25 protein-coding genes, 1 tRNA gene and 5 pseudogenes are annotated in these 23,291 nt (G+C 58.7%); 18 read left to right on the plus strand and 13 right to left on the minus strand.

Going from position 1 to position 23,291, the window contains the following annotated elements:
• Positions 1 to 2: 2 nt before the first annotated feature.
• From gspH to gspM, 6 genes are read left to right on the plus strand one after another with little or no spacing between them, the layout of a single operon-like run.
• Positions 3 to 497 (plus strand): type II secretion system minor pseudopilin GspH, encoded by a 495-nt coding sequence (gene gspH, locus ACZ5BO_RS22320; protein ID WP_464696494.1) that lies wholly within the window; start codon positions 3 to 5, stop codon positions 495 to 497.
• Entirely contained in the window at positions 472 to 867 is a 396-nt protein-coding gene (gspI, locus tag ACZ5BO_RS22325; RefSeq protein WP_464696495.1) for a type II secretion system minor pseudopilin GspI, read from the plus strand. The genes gspH and gspI overlap by 26 nt, the downstream gene beginning before the upstream one ends.
• Positions 864 to 1,499 carry a type II secretion system minor pseudopilin GspJ gene (gene gspJ / locus ACZ5BO_RS22330; RefSeq protein WP_464696496.1) on the plus strand — a complete coding sequence of 212 codons (636 nt, stop codon included), beginning with the start codon at positions 864 to 866 and terminating at the stop codon, positions 1,497 to 1,499. The genes gspI and gspJ overlap by 4 nt, the downstream gene beginning before the upstream one ends.
• Positions 1,492 to 2,379, plus strand: coding sequence for a type II secretion system minor pseudopilin GspK (gspK, locus tag ACZ5BO_RS22335; protein WP_464696498.1), 888 nt, complete (start codon positions 1,492 to 1,494; stop codon positions 2,377 to 2,379). The genes gspJ and gspK overlap by 8 nt, the downstream gene beginning before the upstream one ends.
• Positions 2,380 to 2,385: 6 nt before the next feature.
• Positions 2,386 to 3,525 (plus strand): type II secretion system protein GspL, encoded by a 1,140-nt coding sequence (gene gspL, locus ACZ5BO_RS22340; RefSeq protein WP_464696499.1) that lies wholly within the window; start codon positions 2,386 to 2,388, stop codon positions 3,523 to 3,525.
• Positions 3,526 to 3,528: 3 nt separating this feature from the next.
• A complete protein-coding gene (gene gspM, locus ACZ5BO_RS22345; RefSeq protein ID WP_464696500.1) occupies positions 3,529 to 4,032 on the plus strand; it encodes a type II secretion system protein GspM in 504 nt (167 codons plus the stop codon).
• A gap of 80 nt (positions 4,033 to 4,112) precedes the next feature.
• Here gspM and ACZ5BO_RS22350 read toward each other — a convergent pair whose 3' ends face one another.
• Positions 4,113 to 4,784: a Bax inhibitor-1/YccA family protein gene (locus ACZ5BO_RS22350; protein WP_025126693.1), complete on the minus strand. Its 672-nt coding sequence runs from the start codon at positions 4,782 to 4,784 to the stop codon at positions 4,113 to 4,115.
• A gap of 123 nt (positions 4,785 to 4,907) precedes the next feature.
• On the opposite strand from ACZ5BO_RS22350, the gene ACZ5BO_RS22355 reads away from it, so the two are divergent.
• The 4 genes and pseudogenes from ACZ5BO_RS22355 to ACZ5BO_RS22370 all read left to right on the plus strand — a co-directional run bounded on the left by ACZ5BO_RS22355 (position 4,908) and on the right by ACZ5BO_RS22370 (position 7,027).
• Positions 4,908 to 4,995: transfer RNA gene (locus tag ACZ5BO_RS22355), tRNA-Ser, on the plus strand.
• Positions 4,996 to 5,320: 325 nt separating this feature from the next.
• Entirely contained in the window at positions 5,321 to 5,749 is a 429-nt protein-coding gene (locus ACZ5BO_RS22360) for a hypothetical protein (RefSeq protein ID WP_464696501.1), read from the plus strand.
• A gap of 250 nt (positions 5,750 to 5,999) precedes the next feature.
• Positions 6,000 to 6,401: a hypothetical protein gene (locus ACZ5BO_RS22365; RefSeq protein ID WP_464696502.1), complete on the plus strand. Its 402-nt coding sequence runs from the start codon at positions 6,000 to 6,002 to the stop codon at positions 6,399 to 6,401.
• Positions 6,353 to 7,027 (plus strand): annotated as a pseudogene (locus ACZ5BO_RS22370) (SOS response-associated peptidase family protein). The gene ACZ5BO_RS22365 and the pseudogene ACZ5BO_RS22370 overlap by 49 nt, the downstream one beginning before the upstream one ends.
• A gap of 130 nt (positions 7,028 to 7,157) precedes the next feature.
• Here the strand turns inward: ACZ5BO_RS22370 and ACZ5BO_RS22375 are convergent.
• From ACZ5BO_RS22375 to ACZ5BO_RS22415, 9 genes and pseudogenes are all read right to left on the minus strand, one after another.
• A complete protein-coding gene (locus ACZ5BO_RS22375; protein ID WP_464696503.1) occupies positions 7,158 to 8,012 on the minus strand; it encodes a hypothetical protein in 855 nt (284 codons plus the stop codon).
• A 106-nt stretch (positions 8,013 to 8,118) separates the two neighbouring features.
• Positions 8,119 to 8,643 carry a DUF2514 family protein gene (locus tag ACZ5BO_RS22380; protein WP_464696504.1) on the minus strand — a complete coding sequence of 175 codons (525 nt, stop codon included), beginning with the start codon at positions 8,641 to 8,643 and terminating at the stop codon, positions 8,119 to 8,121.
• A pseudogene (locus tag ACZ5BO_RS22385) lies at positions 8,640 to 9,214 on the minus strand (glycoside hydrolase family 19 protein). The gene ACZ5BO_RS22380 and the pseudogene ACZ5BO_RS22385 overlap by 4 nt, the downstream one beginning before the upstream one ends.
• A 40-nt stretch (positions 9,215 to 9,254) precedes the next feature.
• Positions 9,255 to 9,416 (minus strand): hypothetical protein, encoded by a 162-nt coding sequence (locus ACZ5BO_RS22390; protein ID WP_464696505.1) that lies wholly within the window; start codon positions 9,414 to 9,416, stop codon positions 9,255 to 9,257.
• 32 nt (positions 9,417 to 9,448) lie between these two features.
• Positions 9,449 to 10,282 (minus strand): annotated as a pseudogene (gene gpJ / locus ACZ5BO_RS22395) (TipJ family phage tail tip protein); the annotation flags it as partial.
• Between the two features lie 38 nt (positions 10,283 to 10,320).
• Positions 10,321 to 10,707 (minus strand): hypothetical protein, encoded by a 387-nt coding sequence (locus ACZ5BO_RS22400; RefSeq protein WP_464696506.1) that lies wholly within the window; start codon positions 10,705 to 10,707, stop codon positions 10,321 to 10,323.
• 48 nt (positions 10,708 to 10,755) lie between these two features.
• Positions 10,756 to 11,187: pseudogene (locus tag ACZ5BO_RS22405) on the minus strand (tail assembly protein); the annotation flags it as partial.
• An 84-nt stretch (positions 11,188 to 11,271) separates the two neighbouring features.
• A complete protein-coding gene (locus ACZ5BO_RS22410) occupies positions 11,272 to 11,424 on the minus strand; it encodes a hypothetical protein (RefSeq protein ID WP_464696508.1) in 153 nt (50 codons plus the stop codon).
• A gap of 34 nt (positions 11,425 to 11,458) precedes the next feature.
• A pseudogene (locus ACZ5BO_RS22415) lies at positions 11,459 to 11,976 on the minus strand (NlpC/P60 family protein); the annotation flags it as partial.
• A 35-nt stretch (positions 11,977 to 12,011) separates the two neighbouring features.
• On the opposite strand from ACZ5BO_RS22415, the gene ACZ5BO_RS22420 reads away from it, so the two are divergent.
• The 6 genes from ACZ5BO_RS22420 (at position 12,012) to ACZ5BO_RS22445 (ending at position 19,883) form a co-directional block, all read left to right on the plus strand.
• The gene (locus ACZ5BO_RS22420; protein ID WP_464696509.1) at positions 12,012 to 12,527 is read left to right on the plus strand and encodes a siphovirus Gp157 family protein; all 516 of its coding nucleotides are present in this window, start codon (positions 12,012 to 12,014) and stop codon (positions 12,525 to 12,527) included.
• Between the two features lie 103 nt (positions 12,528 to 12,630).
• Positions 12,631 to 13,407, plus strand: a complete 777-nt coding sequence (locus ACZ5BO_RS22425) for a hypothetical protein (protein WP_464696511.1) — start codon at positions 12,631 to 12,633, stop codon at positions 13,405 to 13,407.
• A gap of 2,294 nt (positions 13,408 to 15,701) precedes the next feature.
• On the plus strand, positions 15,702 to 16,028 hold the full coding sequence (locus ACZ5BO_RS22430; RefSeq protein ID WP_015636211.1) for a hypothetical protein: 327 nt from the start codon (positions 15,702 to 15,704) through the stop codon (positions 16,026 to 16,028).
• A gap of 111 nt (positions 16,029 to 16,139) precedes the next feature.
• Positions 16,140 to 18,014: a D-arabinono-1,4-lactone oxidase gene (locus ACZ5BO_RS22435; RefSeq protein WP_464696512.1), complete on the plus strand. Its 1,875-nt coding sequence runs from the start codon at positions 16,140 to 16,142 to the stop codon at positions 18,012 to 18,014.
• A 67-nt stretch (positions 18,015 to 18,081) separates the two neighbouring features.
• On the plus strand, positions 18,082 to 18,765 hold the full coding sequence (locus tag ACZ5BO_RS22440) for an SOS response-associated peptidase family protein (protein ID WP_025126691.1): 684 nt from the start codon (positions 18,082 to 18,084) through the stop codon (positions 18,763 to 18,765).
• 272 nt (positions 18,766 to 19,037) lie between these two features.
• On the plus strand, positions 19,038 to 19,883 hold the full coding sequence (locus ACZ5BO_RS22445) for an MrpH family fimbial adhesin (protein WP_464696513.1): 846 nt from the start codon (positions 19,038 to 19,040) through the stop codon (positions 19,881 to 19,883).
• 144 nt (positions 19,884 to 20,027) lie between these two features.
• Here the strand turns inward: ACZ5BO_RS22445 and ACZ5BO_RS22450 are convergent, their stop codons facing one another.
• A complete protein-coding gene (locus ACZ5BO_RS22450; protein WP_025126689.1) occupies positions 20,028 to 20,864 on the minus strand; it encodes a bifunctional allantoicase/(S)-ureidoglycine aminohydrolase in 837 nt (278 codons plus the stop codon).
• A gap of 186 nt (positions 20,865 to 21,050) precedes the next feature.
• Positions 21,051 to 21,935: a LysR family transcriptional regulator gene (locus ACZ5BO_RS22455; protein WP_464696514.1), complete on the minus strand. Its 885-nt coding sequence runs from the start codon at positions 21,933 to 21,935 to the stop codon at positions 21,051 to 21,053.
• A 270-nt stretch (positions 21,936 to 22,205) separates the two neighbouring features.
• On the opposite strand from ACZ5BO_RS22455, the gene ACZ5BO_RS22460 reads away from it, so the two are divergent.
• A complete protein-coding gene (locus ACZ5BO_RS22460; protein WP_256244253.1) occupies positions 22,206 to 22,379 on the plus strand; it encodes a hypothetical protein in 174 nt (57 codons plus the stop codon).
• Positions 22,380 to 22,492: 113 nt separating this feature from the next.
• On the opposite strand, the gene ykgO is transcribed toward ACZ5BO_RS22460, so the two are convergent.
• A complete protein-coding gene (ykgO, locus tag ACZ5BO_RS22465) occupies positions 22,493 to 22,642 on the minus strand; it encodes a type B 50S ribosomal protein L36 (protein WP_020297337.1) in 150 nt (49 codons plus the stop codon).
• Positions 22,643 to 23,027: 385 nt separating this feature from the next.
• On the opposite strand from ykgO, the gene ACZ5BO_RS22470 reads away from it, so the two are divergent.
• The gene (locus ACZ5BO_RS22470) at positions 23,028 to 23,231 is read left to right on the plus strand and encodes a hypothetical protein (RefSeq protein ID WP_025126686.1); all 204 of its coding nucleotides are present in this window, start codon (positions 23,028 to 23,030) and stop codon (positions 23,229 to 23,231) included.
• The last annotated feature ends 60 nt before the right edge of the window (positions 23,232 to 23,291 follow it).

Here is a 23,291-nt window from a genome sequence, read left to right on the forward strand (position 1 = left end):
CGGTGCAACGACGCCAGGCCCGGGGCTTCACTCTGCTGGAGCTGTTGGTGGTGATCTTGCTGATCGCCCTGACGGCCGGCCTGGTGGGCCTGGTCAACCCCGACTCCGGCCCGCGCCAGGCGCGCCAGGAAGCCCAGCGCCTGCTGGGCCTGTTGCAGTTGCTGCGCCAGGAAGCCGTGCTCGGCTACCAGGACTTTGGCCTGCGCATCGAGCCTGACGGCTACGAGGTGCTGCGCCTGGATGACCGGGGCCGCTGGATCGCGGCCAGGGATTTTCGCACTCACCGCTTGCCCGAGACGCTGCGCCTGCGCCTGGAAGTCCCCGAGGCCGGCCCGGCCCTGGGCGCCAGCGGCAACCGCAACGGCCTGCCGCAGTTGCTGCTGCTCTCCAGTGATGAAACCAGCGCCTACACCCTGTGGATCGACTACCGCCAGCAGGCGCTGCTGAGCCTTTCCAGCGACGGCATACAGGATGCGCAACTTGAAACCCAGGACTGATCAGGGCTTCACCCTGCTGGAAGTGATGGTCGCCCTGGCGATCTTCGCCACCTTGTCCATCGCCCTGTTCAGCGCGGTGCAGCATATCGCGCTGAACAGCGCCAACCTCGCCGAGCGCACCCAGGCACTGTGGATCGCCGACAACCGGATGAATGAACTGCGGGCCGGAATGCGTGAAGCCGACTTGCGGCGCACCGAGGAGCGCATCGAATTCGGCGGCCGCAGTTGGTGGCTGTTCAGCGAGATTGAAAGCGCTCCGGACCCTCGCCTGCTGAAGATCCAGCTACGGGTCTCCGCCGAGTCCAACCTGCAACGCGCCCGCCAATACAGTCGCGCGCAATTGCTCGGCTACCTGGAGGCTAGCCCATGAAGCAGCGCGGTTTCACCCTGCTCGAGGTGGTGATAGCCATCGCCATCTTCAGCCTGCTGGGACTGGCCACCTATCAGTTGCTCGACCGGGTGCTGCGCAGCGACCAGCGCATCGGCCTGCATGAACAGCAACTGCGGGCGCTGCAGCGGGCCATGAGTGTGCTCGAACGCGACCTGGTCCAGGCCCGTCGCCAGCCGCTGGTGGACGACCCCAGCCATAGCCAGGCGCTGATCAGCCAGCCCGACGGCATCCGCCTGGTGCGCGGCGGCTGGAACAACCCCCTGGAATATCCACGCAGCAACCTGCTGCAAGTCAGCCACCGCTGGCAGGACGGCACCTGGCTGCGGGAAACCCGTGCCCTGTCCCAGCCCCCGGCCGACCCGGACGCCCGGCAGCGCCCCATCGGTCCCAGCAGCCAGCAACAGCAACTGCTCACGGGGGTGCAACTGACCCGCCTGCGCTTGATCGACGGCCTCGGCCAGGCCCATGAATCCTGGCCAGTGGGCAGCGAAAGCCTGAGCCTGCCGGCGGCGCTGGAGATCGAACTGGACGCGCCGGGCTACCCGCAGGTGCGCCGGGTGATCCTGCTGCCCGGCGGCATTGAACCAGAGGCGCAGCCCGGCAATGAGTAACCCCGGCCGGCAACGGGGCGTGGCCCTGCTCAGCGTGCTGCTGATCACCGCGCTGGTGACCCTGGTGGTGAGCAACATGCTCGCCCGCCAGCGCCTGAGCCTGCACAGCAGCAGCAACCTGGTGCAACAGCAGCAACTTTGGCAACTGGCCCTGAGCGGTGAAAGCTGGGCCCGCCGGCAACTGCTGGAGGATGCCCGCAGCGAAGGCGGCCTGCTGGTGACCCATCTGGGGCAGCACTGGGCGCAACCGGCGCCGGTGTTCGAGCTCGATGGCGCGCGCATCCACATTCAGTTGGAAGACCTCAGCGCCCGGCTCAATCTCAACAGCCTGCGCCAGGGCAACAACCTCAACCTGCGGGCCCGCTACCAGCGCCTGCTGGCCCTGCAAGGCATCAAGGCCCATGACCCGGCGCGGCTGATCGGCCAGAACAATCGCGAGGGCGTGCCGTTGCCCTTGAGCGACCTCAGCCAGCTGCGCCAACTGCCCGAAGTGGACAGCCAGGGGCTGCGCCAGCTCGAACCGCTGGTGGGGGCGTTCGACAACAGCACGATCAACGTCAACACCACCCGCGCCGAAGTACTGGCCAGCGTCGAAGGTATCGACCTGCCCACTGCCCGCACCCTGGTCGACTCGCGCCCGGCCAAGGGCTACCCCAACCTGGCCGCCTTTCTCTCCAACCCGATGCTCCAGGGCCGAGACATCAACCCCCAGGGCCTGGGGGTCAGCAGCCGGCAGTTTCGCGCCACCATCGATGTCGAACAGGGCTCGCGACGGCTGCGCCTGGTCAGCGACCTGCGGCTGATGGACACCAAGAAAGTCCGGGTGCAGCAGCGCACGTTGCTGCCCAGCCCGCCCCCCGATCAATCGAAAACCGAGTGAACCGACATGAGCCAGTGGCTTTACCTTTCCCCTCACGCCAGCGGCGCGGCGCCCTGGCGCTGCTGCTGGTGGCAAGCGGGTGGCCCGTTGCACCAGGGCGACCTGCAACAGGCCGCGGCCGAGCTCGGCCCGCAGCCGCTGACCCTGCTGCTGCCCATGGAAATGGCCAGCCATCACCAGGTCAGCGTGCCGGCGCGCAGCGGCCGCTGGCTGCGCCAGGCGCTGCACAGTGCCCTGGAAGAACAGCTGATCGATGAACTGGAGAGCCTGCACCTGGCCCACGGTCCGCTCAAGGACAAGCGCCATTGCCCAGTCCTGGTGCTCAATCGCCAACGCCTGAGCCACTGCCTGGGGCAGTTGGCGGAGCTGGGCTTGCACCCCTCGCGCATTCATGTCGACGCCGACTGCCTGCCCCAGGATCAGCCTCGGGCCCTGGCCTGGGATGGCCGCTGGCTGCTGGGGGGCAGCGCGCCCCTGCGCCTGGCCCTCGCCGTGGACGAGTTGGGAGCACTGGGCCCAAGACTGCCGGCCGAGCTGATCTGGCAGGGGCCACAACCGCCAGCGCTGGAACGCGCTGGCGCCCTTCACTGGCAAGCCGAAGAACGCCCCTGGGACTGCCTGAGCCAGGGCTCGCAACAGGCCATCGACCTGTGCCAGGGTGAATTCCAGCGGCGCCCCCGGCAGGCCTCGCCCTGGCGCCTGGCCCTGGTGGTCCTGCTGCTGGCCGGGGGCGCGCAGTTGCTGCAGAACGTTGGCCATCGCTGGTACCTGGAACACCAGAGCGAGCAGCTCCAGGCCCGCAGCCTGGCGCTGTGGCAGCAACGTTTTGCCGATGAGGGCCCGGTCACCGACCTGGCGGCGCAGATCCACGCCAAGCAACAGCAGGAGGTGGAGGAACAACCCGGCAGCGCCCACAAACTCTCGCGGCTGGCCGAGCAGTGGAGCCTCAGCCACGGCGCCCTGGCCCTGGTCCACCGCCTGGACTACCAAGCGGGTGAAGGCTGGAGCCTGCAAGTCAGCGCGCCGGCCTTCGCCGACCTTCAACAACTGCGCGAAGGCCTGATTGCCCAGGGCCTGGACGCCAGCACCGACTCCTCCGTACGCGACACCGCCGGGGTCAGCGCACGGTTGCAGATCAAGGAGTGAGGCATGACCCCGCCCGCACTGAAAAGACCTTCCCTGTCCACCCTGCTGGGCCTTGGCCGGCTGCACTGGCAGCGCCTGGCCAAACGCGAACAACGGGCCCTGCAGGGCCTTGGCCTGTTCGGCCTGGTCACCACGTTCTATCTACTGCTCTGGCAACCGCAACTTCAAGCCTTGAAGGATGCCGAGCAACGCTTTATCGAGGTCACGCATTTGTACCAGCAACTTCAGCAACTGCCCGCCATCAGCGCCTCCAGCCCGGCGCCGGCGATTTCCATCGAAGCCTTGCCCGGGCTCCTGGCCCGTTCCAGCAGCCAGGCAGGCCTGAACCTGGAGCGCATGGACCATGAGGCTCCGGGGCGAGTGAGCCTGGCCCTGGAAGGACCGCTGGGCGGCCTGATCGGTTGGGTCGATCAACTGGAGCAGAAGCAGGTGGAGGTGCTGTCGTTTTCCATCGAGGTCAACCAGGACGCCGTGGCCACGGCGCAATTGCAGGTCCAGACCCGCTGAAGCCGGGGCCATCAGCCGAAACCCACGCAACAAAAAGCCCGCCGAAGCGGGCTTTTCTACAGGGGGTTTAATCCCTGTGATCAGTCATCACGACCCAAGATGCCGAACAGCTGCAACAGGCTGACGAACAGGTTGTAGATCGATACATACAGGCTGATGGTCGCCATGATGTAGTTGCGCTCGCCGCCGTGGATGATGGCGCTGGTCTGGAACAGGATGCACACCGAGGAGAACAGCACGAAACCTGCGCTGATCGCCAATTGCAGGCCGCTGATCTGGAAGAACAAGCTGGCCAGCACCGCACCCATCAGGACAAAGAAGCCGGCGGTGATGAAGCCACCGAGGAAGCTCATGTCCTTGCGCGTGATCAGCACGTAGGCCGAGAGGCCGCCGAACACCAGGGCGGTCATGGCGAAGGCCGAACTGACCACTTCGGCGCCGCCCTGCATGCCCAGGTAGCGGTTGAGGATCGGGCCGAGCAAGAAGCCCATGAAGCCGGTCAGGGCGAAAGCCGACACCAGGCCCCAGGCCGAGTCACGGAGTTTGTTGGTGAGGAAGAACAGACCGTAGAAGCCGATCAGCACCACGAAGATGTTCGGATAGCCGACGCGCATCTGCTGCGCGACATAGGCCATCACACCGCTGAACGCGAGGGTAAGGGCCAGCAGGCCGTAAGTGTTGCGCAGGACGCGGCTAACCTCTAGCTGCTCGGCCTGCACGCCGTTGTTAACTGCGTAATCCTGTTCGCGCATGGCGACACTCCTGTTGGGGGAAACATTTAGTGGCAAGGATGATAACAGAGGCTCTGTAAGTCGCGACGCAGAGAGTTTGACAGTGTGTTTCATTCGGGTATTATGGCGCCCGCAACGCGATCTGGAGGTGTGGCCGAGTGGTTTAAGGCAGCGGTCTTGAAAACCGCCGACTGTAACAGGTCCTAGAGTTCGAATCTCTACGCCTCCGCCAAATCTCAACGAGAAAGCCCTGATTTTTCAGGGCTTTTTTGTGTCTGGGGTATTTTTCAGGAAGCACTCCACAAGCGTCGTTACAAAACCATTTAACAACCGTTATAAAACTTCCTTCCTTTGGCGTCCTGCCGAACGAACAACCACCCTCCCCACATACAGTTCGTCGGCTTCCGCTAGCCGGAGCACTCAATCGAAATACTGTATGCACACAGAACGATCTCCCCGCTTTCCCTTAATCAATGCGTAACAGACGATTGACTTGCGCCCACTGGACAGAATAATCAGTCCGCTATAGTTTTGCGCTCCCACCAAGGAGGAAGCAAATGGCCATCGAAATTGGAGCAGCTGCACTCGAGGCACTCAAGATCTTCAATAGCCCCACCGGATACCTCATTGACGCATTCGAAAAATCGGTGAGTGATCGCCTTGAGCCAGTTGAGATCGAGGAGCTGCGCATCGAGGCCGAGCGCAGGGAGCTAGAAATGCGCATGTCCGAGGCTGAGGCGCGAGTAGCCCAAGAGCTGGCTATCGCGCGGCGTATCGAAACAGCCCATGAAGTGGAAATGACAGAATATTTCGATTATTCGGGCAAGGGTCACGCCGGGGTGAGAGCCGACGGAGAAGGCTTCAGCGCCGGAATAGGAGCCTCTGGCCGAAAAGTGAGCAAACGCAAATTCGTTTTCAAAGGCGGCCCAGCATTTGCTGAAGTTGAAAAAAATCTCGAGCAGACTCAGGTTACTGCGGACGCTTAGACTCGCGCGTCTTTGAAAAACAAGCTCCAGTAATGCAGCAGTAGCGTTCAAATCAACCTAAGGGCCGTGCAATCAGCGGCCTTCTCCTAAAATTTCGTCTAATACAGTTCATCGAGCTCCGTCCATAAAGACAGGAAGCTTTCGAGCAGTATCAGCCCCCCATACTCCATACATCTCGTCGCCTCAAATCGCAGGCCTGCGAAACCTCGATTACTGTATGTACATACAGCACTGGATTTGAGGTAGTACCGTGCACACCGAAGACGACACAGCCGATTGGCTGGGCATCCCCACGCCCCTGGAAACCTGCAAACAGCACATCCTGCTGCTGGAAAATGAAGTGGCGGAACTGAACCTGCAGTTGCGCGTCGCTCGGGAAAACATTTTCAAGCTAGTCAACATGCAGGCGCAGACAGAGAAAGACCGCGACGAGGCCCTAGCCCGGCTGCGGGAAAAGGCCGGAGAAGCTGCAAGGTTACGAAAGCAAGTCAGCGACCTTGAACTGAGTGTTCGGAGCAAGGACCTAACAAATGAGGATCTTCGTCGACAGATCCCCCACGAAGGCCGTAGAAAGCTAAGCTCAGAGCAACCGAGGACAAAGCCATGTGCGGAAGACTTTCACAATACCGCGGCATCCATGACTTCGTCGTAGCCCTGAGCATGCCCGGGGCTCTAATCAATAACGCAGGCGATCAGCCCCTGGGGCGCTACAACGCTGCGCCGACAATGCAGCTAGCCCTCTTCCACGTCGCCGACAACACACTGACGCCGTGCGCTGGGGATGGAGGCCGCATGGGCCACTGATCGCGCCGCGCCGATCAATGGCCGGGTCGAGAAAGTCGCGCACGGGCCCTTCTTCCGCCAGATCTGGCCGCACCGGGCCATATGCCCGATCGACAACTGGTTTGGGTGGGCAGATGAAGGCGGCCCAAAAAGCAGCCCTATCTGATCCGCCACCGCGACGGCGACGGCTCTCCGATTCTCTGCGCTTCGATCGGAGAGCTTCCGGCCCCAGACCGGAGTGAACACGACGGCTTTGTGATTATCACCGCTGACGCACAGGGCGGCATGGTCGATATTCACGACTGCCGCCCGGTGGTCCTGGCGCCGGACCTGACCCGGGAATGGCTCGACCCTACGACGCCGAAGGAGCGCGCCGAGCAGATTGCTTTGCACCAAGGAAAGCCCGCCGATGCCTTTGAGTGGTTCAGGGTTAACGCCGCCGTCGGGAATGTAAGGAATCAGACAGCAGAACTGATCGAGCCCGCGCGGCAATAATGACAGGTTAACATCCAAAGCGGATACGGGTTTTCTATAACATACACCCTAATTAATATACTGCATCTACAGGGTAGTTCCTTAGTCGCTTAGACACATAGCAAGCAGTAATTTCGAAACCATGTTTCAATTATACAATTGCTCCCGGCCAAGCTTTCGATATAGTAAGAATTTCATCTCTGGCTTTTGAGAATTGCTTGGACTCTTCAAAGGCACGAGCAAACAAAACTAGCTTATCTTTAGCACCAAGGATAAGTGGTCCGGTTTGCGCCACAAACTCTGGGCAGGATTCCGGATAGATCTTCACAACCAACCCCTGCATATAAAGACGATAATATGCAATTTTTATTCTCCCTCCAGCCAGTGGAACCTCATCCTCATCATAGGTTGGAGAATAATTGTGAGTCACCCCAGAGTCACTCATTTGATCAAGTATCATCGGATGATAATCAAAACTACCCGAATCCCCATTTAATATCATCTGACCGATCCGATCCAAATCCACTCCTTCGCGAGGCAGAAATGCAAACTCTTTAATTTTACTTTTCAAGCACCTCCACAGTATGCTCAAGAAAAAGAGCCTTAGCGCCTTAGAGTCAACACCTTCAAGCCCTCGAAAACCAAAGCCAGATCCAGACAGAGGTGGAATATCATAGTCTGAAGCTTCAAGACTCGGAAGACCATTCCATCCACTCCATACCAACTTATGCTTTCTCAACTCATCGATTCCACGAGTGTCAATTCTCGAAAGAATTGACTCACCATCATCAATAACCATTTGGTGATCAAACCAGCTCGTGAATCTTCTAATTGGCCTTTGACCTCGCCCCGCCTCTATAAACCTATCTCCTTTCTTATCAGGAGAAGTCAACGCGAGTGGTATAAGATGAGACTTTGCGAATTTACCTTCAACTCCCAACAGAGCACATACACCTGTTTTGGGTACTGGATTGGCACGCTGGTGTTTGCGTTTTTTACTGGCCATAAACTTCTCCATGTCATGATGGCCGTAGCATAAAATGCGCCCCCTCAAAAACGCTAGTCCCCTCTTTCACAGCAGTACTCATATTTCGCCGCCAGCTTTCGCCACCTCACTTTTCTAGAGTGCCATATACCTGCTCACACATCATTCCTCTGTTCCGGCGTTGATCAGCATCTGCTGCCAAGTCTCCCACTCGTTGGTCAGAGCGCTTGAACAGGTCGGCAAGCACCAAGACTGTGCGGGTTGCTGCCTGGCTTGCGGCGGCAGTGCAGGAGTTACTGCGGCCCTGGGCAGCGAGACGACTGGCGAGGTCGTCGACTGTACGCTGCAAGCTCCCAGCAGCAGCGCGAGCGATAACAGCGTCAGCGATTGCACTATCGATTTTCCGTTGTCCATCTTGTACCGCCTTATTGATTGAGTTCTGCCTGGCCAGCTCCTTGCCGCGCTCCTCAGCTTCAGCCAGGCCCCAGGCCTGTTGGTCGCCAGCATTCCGGTTGCTCCAGCGCATTTGCCATTCGGCACCCTTCACCGCCTTGCCGTGGTCGTAGGCGCGGAACAGAGCCCAGGCTTCCAGACCGGCCAGCAGTAAGGCAGCCAGAGCAATTCCGCCAATCTTCAGCGCCAGGGTGTTCATGCCAACACTTTCAGCGCCAGGTCATAGAGGGCCTTGCGATCAGCCGCGCCATTCGGCACCCGGCCCGGCTGCCCGGTGTTGATGATGCTGGCGATATCCTGGTTTCGGCCGGCGTCGGCCAGTTCGTTCAGGCCATGGGTGACCACCACCAGGCTGCGGACTGGCCAGCAGCGCGGTAGTTGTCACGACCGGTGAGCTGGATCAGGCCACGACCACGAAACCGCCAGCCATCACCTAGCTGCAGGTTGCCATTCCGGCCGGCATAGGCGTCGTTTGCAATTGCTTCTGGCTTCCTAGCCAGGGCAATGGCCTTGGCATTCGGCTTTCCGTCGGTACCGCGGTATCGACTCTTTCAGGTGTTCGCCATGGCCTCGGCGCTGTAGTTCAGGTTCTCGACCATCCGCGTCAACTGACCCGATTCATGCCCGACCTGGGCGATGAACGCAGCCCTCCGCACCGGGGAGTTGATCTTGAAGCGCGTCATTGCTGCATTTAGCGCAGGTACAAAAAAGCCCGCGACTTGGCGGGCTTGGGGGAGGTTCTGCAGCAGTAGCTGTTCTGTGAATGGCATGGAGTTTCCTCAGGCAAAAAACCCGCTCGGCGGCGTGTGGTTACTCGCTCTTGGGTGCTGGCGGTGCAGGCGGCTCATCAACTTTCGGCATGTTCAAGCGCACGTCGATCCAGCTATTGAGAGGAACATCCAGCGGAACCCAGCGACCGAGGATCACTTCGCCGTCATCAGAAAGGGCCCAGCGTTGCTTGAAAAGCTTCACCGTGATAACGCCGTGCTCGTCCTGCTCACTTACAGCTCCAACTTATCGACCATACGGGGTTTTATACGCTTACCCAGGCCAAAGCGGTTTTCAGTGCAGATGCCGTAGGTAATTCAGGCTGGGTTGTTGGTCCAGGCCTGTTTCATCGTCCCATCCCAGATTCTCGAGTAGGTCCTGGTCACCGGGTCGTAGTTGCTGGGCGCCTGCCACTTGCGAGCCCTACATCTCACCGTTACAGCAGGAATGTTGCTGAACTAGTTGGTGTTCTGATTCGGGGGAATGCGGCGTACTCGAATCTGCCAACCTGACGATGCAGGCGGCAGGCCAATTCGCCGAGAACGCTCGTGGCATATAGGAGTCTTGCCGCTCACAGCCTTGACCAAGATTTGCTGATAGGCGCCGCCATCGGTGGCTACATCGATCGTGCACTCAATTCGATAGCCGTTGACGTTACCTTCGTTATCCTGAGCCTGCAGCGCCGGCCAGGCCATGCGCGCCCGTACCGCGGATAGCTGAGTGTTGTTGATCGACAGCACCCAGGGTGCACCGCTGCGCAGTTCGATGTTCAGCGAGGTTTAATTCTCAACTGATGGGATACCTGGTAAGTAGTCCTGATCAGCAGTCCCCGGCCGCCATTCCCACTTCACGGTGGTGAAGTTGTAGGAGCGGCTGGCATCCTGGATTGGTGTGTTATCCAAGTAGATGTCGCGTGCTGTTGGCGTGCCTTCGAACTCGCCCTCACCTACTGCAATTAGTATCTTGGCCAGGTTGGTCGAGCGCGGCCTGTCAGCAGCCTCATAAGACATTTTCGGCTTTTTCTGGTCGCCCTTGGCGCCATGAATTTCGATGGTTTGTACTGCACCCATACTTTCCTCCAGGCAAAAAAAAGCCCGCGGATGCGGGCTTAACGATTGACTGTACGTGAGTCTGGTCGTGAACAATAAGTATGAAAGTATTTCGAAAAATTGAGCGTGAAGACAGAAATATCCAATGCCGCTTGGTCCCCAAAAGTCAACGCAAGATCACCTGCGAGATCTGCATCACGAAGCAGAGTGCGCTTCGTAACTGAACAGGAGATATCCCGTTCGCTTTCGACTACTAAGCCCTCGATTTCCAGAAGACTGTCGATGATGAATGTCCCTTCCCTATCCGTTAGAAGCACCACAAAACGGCAGTCACGAGCCTCTTTTGCACTCAAAATTTGACTCTTTAGCTGCCAGTTTTCTAGTTGAGAATCGATTTCTGGAGACTTGCGAACATAGAATGCGCGCTCAAACAACTGATTTGGCATGATGACCCTCCGAGTAAGAGTCTATCTAAACGCCCCGAGCCTAAGCATTCAAGCCTTATCTTCCGCATAGATCGATGCCGAGATGATCGCCCCACCCCACCGGCGCTCACTGACTCAGATCGGGACCGGATTACCGCTGGCCGTGGTGTTCTTAGCGCTGCCGAAGGCGTAGGAAGGAATGTTCTCAGGAGAGGCACGTTGCTTGAGACCGCCCTGCTGGGGGCTAAGCATCTGGATTACGCCGCCAGCGATAAGTCCAATGCCGGCCAGGGTCAGATAAAGCGCAGTGCCCGGGAATACGTAGGAGATTGCCAGCAACACCACACCCACCGCGGTCTGCAAGACACCGCCACGCTTACTTCCTTCGACAACTGGGACTATTCGAATCTCACGAGTGCCACCCGGATCAAAACCTTCCTCGCCATCATTTTTGCGATTGCGGAACACTGCAAAGCGCATACCCAAGGCTGTGGGGCGCTTACGGCGATGAGCTGCTAAAGGCTATCTGGGCGAAATCTTTTCCTGAGGCACCACTGCCTATCGCCCTCTCTCCAGAGGAGTATTCTAAGAGGTTTGGCGGCACCGACACTTAATCTGCATTGAAATTACAGCATCTTTGACTGCATGAGCGGAGATAAAGATGTTGCCATCCAGCGCCATCACCCAGAGTGGTAATCCGTTTTTATCGTTTGCGTCACTACAAATCGCTTTATTCATAACTTTTTCCTGCGGCCCTGCCGCGCCATGTTGATTACTGTGCATCTTTGTGCCGGAGGACCAAGCACACTCGGTCCAGCCAAGGCCCGCCGAACAAGATGATCTCACTCGGGCGCCCGTACAAATGGTGCAGCAGGAAAGGTCCAGGGCCAAACACCTCCGCACCCTCGTCCGGTAGCGCTGGATCTGTGCCGAGGTAAATCCCGGCATGATTCGGGCGTGCAGTCCGGTCCACAGCCATAACCATCATGCCCCTGCGTTGAGGCTAGTCCACTCGGTAAAAAACGGCTGCCTCATAGGCCCGCTCGTAGAGGCTGGGCCCGTCAGCCTTCTCCCACCAGCCGCCCTCCCGCTTGAAAGCTTCGAACTCAAGCCCCCCATTCCCGCTTGTACCAGTCGGCACAGACCTGCCAGCAATCCCAGGCACCGTGCACAAATGGCCGGCCCAGCAGAGGCGTTCAGCACCATCCGTAAGTCGCCCTCAGGCCATGACAGGATGTGCCACGGCAAGCCCATGGCCTCGCACATAGCCAGATCCCGCGGGGTCGACCTACAAGCTCACCGGGCAGCTTGCCGAACTTGAAGCGATGCTCGACACCGACGATGAAAGCTTCAAGAAGGCTCTGCACAACACAATTGGTGCGATCCAGGGAGAGTTTGGAATAAAGGCCGAAGGCATAGTGAAGCGTCGGCGAAACGTGGAAAGCGACATCCCCGCAATCGACGCCGAGATCGATCGTCTAAACGAACTAAAGCGGATCAAAAACAACAAGGTCGAGACACTGAATGAACTGCTGCGTCGAAACATGGAGGCCGCCGAAATCAAATCAATTAAGTGGCCGCTGTTCACCATTACGCTCGCCTTGGCACCAGAAAAGGTAATCATGGATAAGGAAGAAGATATTCCACACGACTTCCTCAGTACTAAGACGGTATTCACGCCGGACAAGAAAGCCATTGCTGCCAGCCTCAAGGATATCCGCGATCACAACGAGGTCGTACGCAAGCGAATAGCCGCCGGCGAGGGCGCAGTGGCGGAACTCCTGGAAGAACCAATCTGGTCCCACTTGGAGCGCGGCGAAAGCTCCATACGCATCAAGTGAGCCTCCACAGCTCTGTAGGAAAAGTGGCGATATGGCGGCGGCCATACGCATCGGGCCAGTTCAGCCCGCACTCAAGCACGCACTTCACTTAAGGATGAGCATCATGAACGATGATTTGAAGCAGTCAGGCTCTACTACAACCTCTCAGACCACCACCTCGCTGGAGCAGGTGAAAACCGGAAGGGTCTTGGATTTCACCTGGGCACCTAACGCCAACACCACGACCACCACAGTTTCGGCGGATTTTATCGACTACCGGGTCGATACCGCCCAGGGCAGTCCCACGGGAGACAGCCACTCCATTGCGCGCTTTACCTATGTCCAGGGCAAAGGTGGCGGCCAGATCAGCCAGCTGTTTCTCGAGGAGATGCGTGCCGGTGTACGGGCCAACACCCAGATCGGGCTGATGGTCGGACGCAAGTGGGTTCTGGACCCCAACGGCGAGGTCTCGGGCAGCATCGGCACCTATGTGGTCGAACAATTCGATGACATGCGCGCCAGTGTCAATTATGTCGGTTCCTTCGCCCGGGTCTTCGCCGACCCCAGGATGGTCAGCTACCACGCCGGGGGCCATGTGCACCCCAATGTTTCGATCACCGGCAGCAGGCCTCTGACCATGGCGGATTCAGGCAAGTCGATCCTGGTCATTAGTGACACCGACGTCACGCTGACGATTGGTGACGATGTGACTGAAGGGTTCAAGGCCACGCTAATCCAGGCCGCCGCCGGCAAGATCAACATCGCGGTGTCGAGCAGCCACATGATCTACAGCAACGCAGGGGGCCGCACGCGCACGCTCAACCCCCTGGATGAATTGGAAGTCAGCACCTTCCCATTCGGCCCGGTGTACCTGGCCTTTCGTGTCAGACCTACTGCATAACGATCTGTCGCGCGCCGGCTGAGCCTTCACTCAATGCCGGCGTCGTACTCACATCCGAGCCACCGACAAACCTGGTCGACGATACCGGCCAGCTGCATCGAAGATTCTAGGCCATGGCCAAGACCAACGCGGAATTGCAACAGCAGAAACGCGCCAAGGAGAGGGCGTTGCTCGAGCGGATCGGCGCTAAGCAGCCTACAGCAACGACTGAGCAGCCGAGGTAGCAGAGGTAGTGGATGAATTCGATAACGCTCCACGGTTGCCACTAGCAACACTGCCAAGATCAGCCATAGGCGCCAAGCAAGTGTTGTGGGCCACAACACTTCCCCAGGACCGGAATCTGCTGAGCGCTCCGGCTTCGAGATAACTACGTCTATTGACAGGTACCGAAGTAGTTCTTGTTGCCCTGTTTCTTATATGAGAAAGCGTGGCATGACTTAGAGGGCCTCGCGTTGGTGGGTTTATCATAAATATAAACAGTCACATGCACATCCTCCGAAAAAGGAACTGAACCCCCTTTATGCCATAGGTCTTTCTTGAGGTAGAGATTTTTACCTTTCGGATCCTTAGTCTTGTAAGCACTGGAAATTTCTGTCTTTACTGAGTTCTCCAGGGTCGCCTTAATAGTGGTTTTATTGCTATCTGGAGACTTTATATTACGTTGATCTTCTGTGAGTGGAGTCGGCTCCCAAGTATTACAAGGATCGGATGTACAAAGGTATACATCCGCTAGAGCATAACTAGAAAGAACAGATAGACTCAGCACCGAGGCAAGTGGAATCAAACAGGCTCGTAGTTTTTTCATTGGTATCCCTCCCAATGGGAATTTGCTAGATATAACTGTGAAAAGTGGCCAATTCCTACCCTGCACTGAATGCCTCCTGGCACGCTGAAGTAAGAACTGAGATAGACCTTAGACCGGCCAGGGGAATTAGCAAGCTAGCAATCGCAGCGTCCACGGTAGTGGCCTAATAAAACTGGACACCTGCAACCTGAACCTATTTCACTGCCCGCCAGCATTTCCAGGGGGCAACTAACTCCCTTTAGTTATCCCTTCTTACCAGAAGGAACTGAGAGAGCACGCTGAGCGAGCGCTGAAGGCAGGTGTCCCCCCGGCTTCTGCCGTATGCCCCCCCGGAGCTCGGCATCGATACTGGCAATATCAAGACCAATGCCACTACCACCTTGCCCATTATCAGCAGTAAGGTGTTGCCCCTCTCAAAGCCAAGGAGCGGTGATGTCAATCAGAAGCCTCAGGAAAAACCTTCCCGCTGACCCAGACAACAACGGCTGGGTACTCGGCTGGGCAGTGATGAGGGACGCACCCGGATCATGGCAATTCGTCGCTATCTACGCCGATAAACCTACCGCCGAAGCGCAGGCTAGACGTCTTGGTGGGTGGTATGTCGTCGAATACGGTGCCCATCAGCCTGGTACTGAAAAATTCATTGGCGGCTCTGCACCTCCGCAATAGCGGGCCGATTTTCCTCGGCCAATCCCCTGCGGCACGGACCCGGCCCCGGCTCAAGTGAGCCCGGATTTTTCCCCTTTGTGCCGCCAATCAGCGCCCCGGATCTCGCGCCCGCATCCCCCCTGTATGCCGTGTTTACGGTCCCTATCCTGCAGGTGGTGCATCTGCATCAGCCGTGCAACGGCGCACTGACGCGCTGCAAGCCTGTCGTGCCCGCTGCTTCGGGTGCAGGTTCGCGCTCTGCCCCGCCAGCCATCCTTTTGCTCGGGGATAGTGCATGCCGAATTGATCACCGCGCAGGTAGTTACGCCCCGCAAGACGTCTAGCAGTAGAGAGGCTCACCCTCTATAACCACCAACAGCTTGATTGCTAAAAACATCCTGTTTTTATCGTATTCCCGAATGCCCCGTTTAATAGGGACAACTATTAAACCCAACTCAAAACTACATCCACATTAAAAATATGCTTGCTACAGTGTAAGTAGCCAAAGCGCAGCAACCGCCATTCAACCTTTACATAAAAGTGAATCACCCTATCGGCAACAACGCTCGTTGCTGCAGTGATATTTGGCCCGCGACAGCTGTTGCAATTGTTTCAACAAGCTTCACCCCAAACCACGAAAATAGACCCAGCATCAAGCAACATCGATTGGCATGCCACACAACCCACAGGCCATTCAACAGCACTAAGGAAAGCAGACAAGAATAATTGCTTGATATATCCCTAGTTCATTACTTGTCGAACAAAATACAAGACATCCACCCGCCAATGGTGGATATCGAATTATCTTGATTGAAAACTTTTACCCTAACAGGAGATTACTATGAGACCGGTCCAGAAAATCACCGTTAACAACAAAGGCGGCTACGTATTCAACTTCTCGGTCCAATGGCTGGGCAGCGACGGCAGGTGGGTGACCTCCGAGTGGAATAGCGGCAACTATCCCGTGGCGACCTCGCGGACAACTCCCGACCTCAACACCATTGGGGTTCCGGCCAATGCGTTGGCGGTCACGGTCTATGGACACGCCGTGGCCGGGACTTCCGGTCAGGGAACGCCGTTTGTCGCGTTCGCGGCTAACGGTCAGATCGCCACCTATGACGCTGTCGGTACCACGTTCATTGGCTTTGCAATCAACTTGATCGAGTAGACCGCAACCTTGTCCCGATGATGCCTGGTGCCAATGCTCCATGGAGGGTTGGCGCCAGCGCATTTCATCGACCGCATGTTTCATGCCGCCATCCCCCAACTGGACATCACCATGAGAAAAGTCGAGCGCATTGGCTGCCTCAACAATGGCATCTTCATCATGAACTTTTCGATTCAGTGGTTTGATTCGAAGGGAAGCTGGCATACCTCGGCCTGGAACAGCGGCAACTTCAACAACGGCCTGTACAAGGTAAGCCCGACACTTTCGTCGCTCGGAGTTCCAGCCGATGCGATCGGGGTGGCCCCTTATGTTTGTGCAGTGCTTGGAACAAGCAATCGAGGGACGCCCCTGGTGCAGTCGGCAGATAACGGCAGGCTGGCAGCTTACGAAGTGACAGGAACGACCCTGGACTTCAAGGTCCAGCCTCTGCCGTGGAGGAACTGGGCACAGAACATCGTTCATACAATGTCGATCGATGGGGAATATTACTTCTCACCGACGAACCTGGTTGAACTCCAGGCCATCGTCAGCCAAGCCGTACTGGCTGGCGCGACTGTCCGCGTTTCCGGCCAGCGGCACGCGCAGCCGGCCCTGGTGGCCGAAGACAATCGCCTCGCGCCGAACCCGGCGCGCTGGCTGATCGACCTCTCCTGCTACAAGGACCTGGGGCCCGAGGGCAATCAGTCCATCGTCCTGCACCCCTCCGAAACCAGGGTCACGGTGAACACCGGTGTGCGCGAGGATGCGCTGGATGCGTTTCTGACGGGCCACGACATGATGCTCAAGACCGTGACCGCCGGCGGTTTTTTCAGCCTTGGCGGGATGACCGCGGTGGACGTGCACGGTGCCACCATCAACGCGCCGATCTTCGCGGAAACGGTCTCGGCGTTCAGCATCATGGGCCCGGATGGCCAGGTAAGGACCCTCGACACACAGACTCCGGCGGTGGATGGCTGGTCGCCCCTGCAGTTCGCCCGCGTCTCTCTGGGGGCCCTGGGAATCGTCACCTCGGTCACCGTGGAGGTGATGCCACGCCCCTGGGCCACGACCTTGAAATCGGGCAAGGAGGGCAACATCACCTGTACCGATCAGCAGGCGTTCATTGCTCAATTCAAGACCCTGCTCGCCAGCCATGACCGCGTTGAGTCCTTCGTCAATCCGTACACCCACAACTTCCTCATCCTGTGGTGGGACCTGGTTTCGTCCCCAGCGACGAAGATTCCGAACCTGCAGGCAAGCGTTCCCGATGCCTGCGCCATGGCGCAAGAAAACATCTTCGGCGCGCCCTACTTGATACCGATGGAGCCGATCCTCGAACCGCCCCTGATTGCGGCGCAGTATCTTGGAAACAAAAAGGCGGCCAACGCGATCATCGATGCGGGCTACCTCACCATCGAAACGCTCTTCGATCAGGCTGCGGCTGTCTACTCCGACTTGTGGCTGACCCGGGCGTCGCGGGTGATCTTCATGTCTTATTTCATCGAACTCCCGGCACTCGATGATTCAGGGCTGGGCAAGGCCTGGCAGGGTCTTGACGCGGTCATGGAGCGCCTCAAGCGTTCCAGCGACTTCCTGCTGGTTGCCCCCATGGAGTTCCGCTTCGTCCGTGGTGGCGACAGCGCACTGGCCGGAACCTACACCGAAACCCCCAGCGCGACCTTCGTCAATCTGGACCTTATCGGTTACGTACCGGCCGTTGCGGGGGCTGAATACCCCCAGCTCCTGCTGCACTTCTTCGCCGACATCGAGCGCGCCTGGGTGGCCCTGGGAGGAATGCCGCACACCGGCAAGATGTTCGGTTTCTACGACCCGAGCCGCCCCGCTGGAACATTTTCGCCACCGTTCAATCCGGCGTTCCTCAAGGATCTGGCGACGCGGCGCGGTGCCAGAATCAAGGCCTTCGATTCCTACCGCAGAAGCTGCGATCCACAGGGTGTGTTCCACAACCGTTTCGTAGCGGCGCTGTTGGGCGACACGCCCCAGTAGAGCAGCCCCGCCAAGGAAAGCGTCCGGTGCCTGATCTACAGTTGAAGCAGGCATTGAGGACATGACCATGTGCGGGCGCCTTTCCCAGTACCGTGGCATTCATGATTTCGTGGCGGCCTTGAGCATGCCCGGGGCCCTGGTCAACAACCTGGGCGAGCAGCCCCTGGGACACTACAACGGCGCACCGAGCATGCAACTTGCCCTGTTCCATGTCACCGCTGGCAGGCTTTACGCCGACCCGGTGCGTTGGGGCTGGAAGCCGCACTGGGCCAAGGATCGAGCCCCACCGATCAATGCCAGGGCCGAGAACGTGGCCCACGGCCCGTTCTTCCGGCAGATCTGGCCACACCGGGCCATCTGCCCCATCGACAGCTGGTTCGAATGGGTCGACGAAGGTGGCCCGAAGAAGCAACCCTATCTGATCAAGCACCGCGACGGTTCGCCCATCCTCTGCGCATCCATTGCACAGCTGCCCGACCCGGACCAGGGCCGCGGCGAGCACGACGGCTTTGTGCTCATCACTGCCGCCAGCACCGGCGGCATGGTGGACATTCACGACCGGCGACCAGTCGTCCTGGAACCCCGGCTCGCCCGGCAATGGCTAGACCTGAGCACCTCGAAACAGCAGGCCGAGCAGATGGCCTTGTCCCTGGGTGAGTCAGTCGAGCGTTTCCAGTGGTTCAGGGTGAGCCCCGCAGTGGGCAACGTGAAGAACCAAGATCCCGGGCTGATTGCCCCCCTGGAGGCCTGAGCGGTCAGCGTCCACTGCCGCCGCCCCGCCCTCCTCTACACCTTCAGTACAGCGAGCGGCCGCCATTGGTCCGCGGGCTCCGGCTTGGGAATTTTCTGACAAGCTGCTCGGCCTCTCCTCAAAGACTGAAAGTTAATGTCAATGTAATATTTTCACCAGAAACCAGACACTTAATACCTCAACAAAACCACATCAAGTGCAATGTTCTCCTCACCCCAGCCTTCGAATCCGCGACACAAAGTCAGTTCCTACCAGCAGCAAGGCCAGCCACGATGAACCGCACAACTTCCCCCTCAAGTGCCCTTGCATTTGTTGCATCGATCTATATGTATTGCCTCACTGCACAAGCCGTTACTATTACAGCGACCGGCAGTGAATATGAGCCGGCAGGTATTCGTTACTTCTTTACCGTCGATGACTGGAACAGTTTCAGCTCAGGTGAAAGTTGGTGCCGCTATCAATCCCCTGACATAAATAATTGCAGCTTACATATTTATGGATTGAGATCACCTGGAAGCAGCTCCTACATGGTCTCAAGCTTATATTCTTGGTATTACATGCCAACGACCTCCAGGACCATGGGCCAACTTTATAACCAAATGAACAGCAAAGGCTTTTCCACCCCATTCAAGGGGTCGATACTGGTCCCAAAAAATATAAATCCTCCGATCACAAACCCCATCTGCATCAGCTTCGCCAGATCTTTTACCGGCCCCAATCTCGGCGGAGCCATTGGGCCTGTAGGGCCCTGCGCCCGAGTCATTCCCCCACCACTCAAATGTGAAATCCATGGCAACAGCACGATCGACCACGGAACCCTGAGCGACGATAAGGTCGATGGGCACACCGCCTCCACTCAGCTGGTTGTCGAGTGCACAGGCATCAGCAGCATCAATATTTCGCTGGCCGATGTCGGCGTGAATGGCATTCGCCTGAGGGACGACCGCAGCCTCTATTCGATGATAAGCATCAACAACAAGACCGTGGATGCCCACGGCGCATTGTTCGCTATCGATAACAACCTCCTGCTCAATGTGTCCTCCCAGCTTTCAAAGAAAGGCGAGCTGGCCCCAGGCACTTTTTCAGGGGCTGCAGTCCTCAGGGTAAGCCCGCCCTGAAGGCTCGCCCGAACCAGCACTGGCGCATTGGGCACCACAAGCATCGGGGGACGGGCGAAAAAAAACCGGCGAGTCATCGCCGGTTTCATTCACAGCCGCTCGGCAGCACAGGGAAGCACCTTGTTCCCCGGCCCGCCGCCAGGCTCAGTGCGCCGCGTTCAGGGTCAGGCGCATCTGGCGGTTCACATCCTTGTACAGCAGGTAGCGGAAGCGACCCGGGCCACCGGAGTAGCAGGCCTGCGGGCAGAAGGCGCGCAGCCACATGAAGTCGCCAGCCTCGACCTCGACCCAGTCCTGGTTCAGGCGATACACCGCCTTGCCTTCCAGCACGTAGAGGCCGTGCTCCATGACGTGGGTTTCGGCAAACGGAATCACGCCACCGGGTTCGAAGTTGACGATGTTGACGTGCATGTCATGACGCATGTCACTCATGTCGACGAAGCGCGTGGTGCTCCAGCGGCCTTCGGTATCGGGCATGATCCGTGGCTCGATGTCCTGCTCGTTGGTCACGAACGCGTCCGGGTACGGCACGCCATCAACCTTCTGGTAGTGCTTGCGGATCCAGTGGAAACGCGCCTCGGTGCCGCTGGTGTTGCGCAGTTTCCAGTCGGCGGCCGGCGGGATAAAAGCATAGCCACCGGGCTTGAGGACGTGAACCTGGCCCTGCAGGGTCAGGTTGATCTCGCCTTCGACCACGAACAGCACCGCTTCGGCGTTCGGATCTTGCTCGGGCTTGTCGCTGCCGCCATTGGCGCCGACTTCGACGATGTACTGGGAGAAGGTTTCGGCAAAGCCGGACAGCGGCCGGGCCAGGACCCACATGCGCATGTTGTCCCAGTGCGGCAAGTGGCTGGTGACGATGTCACGCATCACGCCCTTGGGAATCACCGCGTAGGCTTCGGTGAACATCGCGCGGTCGGTCAGCAACTCGGTCTGCGCCGGGTGGCCGCCGTGGGGCGCGTAATAGGTGGTTTTGGACATGGAGACTCTCCTCATTGTTGTTTTGCTGCCCGGCGTACGAGCGGCGCCGGGGTAAACAAAGCTGCAGGTCGAGGCGCCCGGGCAAGGCGCGAACCGCTACTGGCGACCACGATATCCAGCCGCGCCTGCATGCACAAATTAAATGTTGGAATCCGTATTATTCATTTATTGAATGCGAGATACCTCTCAGCCAGCGGTCTCCTGGGCCAGGACCTGGGACAGCACCCGCGCCAGGGCCTTGACCATCGGGTCCGCCACGGGGCGATGCAGCAAGGCCACCTCAAAGGCATCCACCGACGGCAGCACGGTGTTCTTGGGCAACACCCGATGCTCCGCGGTCACCGCCCGCAGCGGCAACAGGCCGATGCCCATGCCGTCGGCGATTGCCGATTGCAGGCTGGTGAGGCTGGAACTGGTGAAACTGATGTGCCAGCGCCGGCCAACGGACTCCAGGGCACTGATCATTTCGTCACGGTACACCCCCCGTGGCGGAAAGGTGACGATGGGCAACGGGTCAAGATTGATGCAGGGGTTCCTGGCGCTGTCCACCCAGCAGGTCCTTTCTGGCCAGCAGACCAGCGCCTCACGGCTGTTCTGGCGTTGTTTGAGCAATACCAGGTCGAGTTCGCCCCGGTCGTAGCTGGCACTCAGGTCACGGCTCAGGCCGCTGGTGACTTCCAGCTTGACCTGGGGATAGCGCCGGTTGAAGGCCGCCAGTTGCTCGGTGGTACGTCCGGCTGCAAAGTCATCGGGAACGCCGATGCGCACCGTCAGCACCACCGTGGCGCCGGACAGCGCCTCAGCCATTTCGTCATGCAACGCCAACAGGCGCCGTGCATACCCCAATAGCGTCTCGCCGGCATCGGTGGGCAATACATCGCGGTTGCCACGCTCCAGCAGGCGATGCCCGACCATGTCCTCTAGACGGCGAATCTTCTGGCTGATGGTGGACTGGGTGGAATGCAGGCGGCTTGCAGCGGTGGTGAAGCTGCCGCAGTCGGCCACGGTGACGATGGCCCGCAACAGGTCGAGGTCGAACAGGCGACCATTGGGTTTCTCAATATCACTCATGGGGCTATCTGTTTTCTGAATGCACCTGAGCTTTCTACCGGTTCTTGCCCCAGCTGACAAACTGCCGCTCGACAACCGCTGCTTCGGCTCGCCTCTCCTCACTGACAGTGATTTCGAACAGCCCCCCAAGCTCGAGAGAAAAGTTTCCATGGCCCGCAGATGGGTGATGTGTATCAAGATATGACGGAGTAGGATGAGGCTCCACTTTCCTCGATCCTGGGCCCAGGTCTGGAGCTGCTGAACATGAAGTTGCACTGCATCAGAGTTTTCTTGATAAGCACCGCCCTGCTACTGAGCGCCTGCTCGGGAACCCCACCCACGACTCACTCCTGCTACTCGGACAACTGCCGCCTTGGCGGCGGTATGACCAAGCTCAACGTCAATGGCGGCAACTCCTTGAGCAACAGCTTCAACCAGTACGGCGACAGCCTGCTGCACGATTGACCCGCGTGTGTTGCAGGCAGCGCCTGATCCTCGGCGATCAGGCGCTTGCGCCTGGGCCTGCAAATCACGCCTCGCTGAAGCGCTCAGGCCAGCACCTGCCGGTGACCATCGGCTCATCCCTTGTTCTTGTTTTTCGCCCCGCCCTGGCGCGCCTTGAAGCGTGGATTGGACTTGCAGATCACGTAGATCCGCCCGCGCCGTTTGACGATCTGGCAGTCACGGTGACGGTTCTTGGCTTCCTTGAGGGATGACAGGACTTTCATGGGGCACTACTCCTGGAGGGCGATCAACAATGTAATAACATATCTTATTCCCAGATAAGAATAATTATCAACTGAAGATTGCGCAGCCCGCCTGATGCGTTGTCCGGCTTGCCCTTCTTCCTGCACCGCGAACACCGACGGGAAGCCAACGCGAACAGCAACACCTCAGGAGCCCAGCGGAAAAACCGCGCCTCATGGGCTGGCGCACGACCACCGGGGCTGCAGCGACCGGTGAGTCCGGACAACCCGCCGGCGCGGCAATCGCCTGGCACGGCCCAGCCCTGGGGGAAGATTCACCCAGGCCATTCAGGCCATCCGTCACTCTAAAGCCAGGGGAAAAACAGCCGTTACAGTTAATTCCACCCCCACTCAAGGATGCAGTGACATGGAAATCAACAATCGCCCCTTGCCCCCACTGACCAGCGGCGGCAACCACCCTCCCATCACCCTTCCCGTCTCTGATACGCCACCGCCGCCCCTCACCCAAGAGCAGAAAGACGCCCTGGAAAAACTCCGGGACCAGCTCAAGGCACAGCCCCCAGTGGCAGCCACACCGACAAAAACCTCATTGATCGACGAAGTGGTCTGATCCACCAGCACCGGCGGTCACGGCTGTGCAGCAGTCGGGCCGCCGGGTGCCAACAGGCAA

The organism is Pseudomonas sp. FFPRI_1 (assembly GCF_055384485.1).

Bases quoted from the DNA above. Each gene is read 5' to 3' on its own strand.
- gspM (WP_464696500.1), top strand. From the start codon at position 3,529: ATGACCCCGCCCGCACTGAAAAGACCTTCCCTGTCCACCCTGCTGGGC.
- ACZ5BO_RS22360 (WP_464696501.1), top strand. From the start codon at position 5,321: ATGGCCATCGAAATTGGAGCAGCTGCACTCGAGGCACTCAAGATCTTC.
- ACZ5BO_RS22445 (WP_464696513.1), top strand. From the start codon at position 19,038: ATGAACCGCACAACTTCCCCCTCAAGTGCCCTTGCATTTGTTGCATCG.
- ACZ5BO_RS22450 (WP_025126689.1), bottom strand. From the start codon at position 20,864: ATGTCCAAAACCACCTATTACGCGCCCCACGGCGGCCACCCGGCGCAG.
- ACZ5BO_RS22350 (WP_025126693.1), bottom strand. From the start codon at position 4,784: ATGCGCGAACAGGATTACGCAGTTAACAACGGCGTGCAGGCCGAGCAG.
- ACZ5BO_RS22470 (WP_025126686.1), top strand. From the start codon at position 23,028: ATGGAAATCAACAATCGCCCCTTGCCCCCACTGACCAGCGGCGGCAAC.
- ACZ5BO_RS22400 (WP_464696506.1), bottom strand. From the start codon at position 10,707: ATGCCAAATCAGTTGTTTGAGCGCGCATTCTATGTTCGCAAGTCTCCA.
- gspJ (WP_464696496.1), top strand. From the start codon at position 864: ATGAAGCAGCGCGGTTTCACCCTGCTCGAGGTGGTGATAGCCATCGCC.
- ACZ5BO_RS22435 (WP_464696512.1), top strand. From the start codon at position 16,140: ATGAGAAAAGTCGAGCGCATTGGCTGCCTCAACAATGGCATCTTCATC.
- gspI (WP_464696495.1), top strand. From the start codon at position 472: ATGCGCAACTTGAAACCCAGGACTGATCAGGGCTTCACCCTGCTGGAA.
- ACZ5BO_RS22430 (WP_015636211.1), top strand. From the start codon at position 15,702: ATGAGACCGGTCCAGAAAATCACCGTTAACAACAAAGGCGGCTACGTA.
- ACZ5BO_RS22420 (WP_464696509.1), top strand. From the start codon at position 12,012: ATGCTCGACACCGACGATGAAAGCTTCAAGAAGGCTCTGCACAACACA.
- ACZ5BO_RS22455 (WP_464696514.1), bottom strand. From the start codon at position 21,935: ATGAGTGATATTGAGAAACCCAATGGTCGCCTGTTCGACCTCGACCTG.
- ACZ5BO_RS22425 (WP_464696511.1), top strand. From the start codon at position 12,631: ATGAACGATGATTTGAAGCAGTCAGGCTCTACTACAACCTCTCAGACC.
- ykgO (WP_020297337.1), bottom strand. From the start codon at position 22,642: ATGAAAGTCCTGTCATCCCTCAAGGAAGCCAAGAACCGTCACCGTGAC.
- gspK (WP_464696498.1), top strand. From the start codon at position 1,492: ATGAGTAACCCCGGCCGGCAACGGGGCGTGGCCCTGCTCAGCGTGCTG.
- ACZ5BO_RS22380 (WP_464696504.1), bottom strand. From the start codon at position 8,643: ATGAACACCCTGGCGCTGAAGATTGGCGGAATTGCTCTGGCTGCCTTA.
- gspL (WP_464696499.1), top strand. From the start codon at position 2,386: ATGAGCCAGTGGCTTTACCTTTCCCCTCACGCCAGCGGCGCGGCGCCC.
- ACZ5BO_RS22410 (WP_464696508.1), bottom strand. From the start codon at position 11,424: ATGAATAAAGCGATTTGTAGTGACGCAAACGATAAAAACGGATTACCA.
- ACZ5BO_RS22375 (WP_464696503.1), bottom strand. From the start codon at position 8,012: ATGGCCAGTAAAAAACGCAAACACCAGCGTGCCAATCCAGTACCCAAA.
- ACZ5BO_RS22440 (WP_025126691.1), top strand. From the start codon at position 18,082: ATGTGCGGGCGCCTTTCCCAGTACCGTGGCATTCATGATTTCGTGGCG.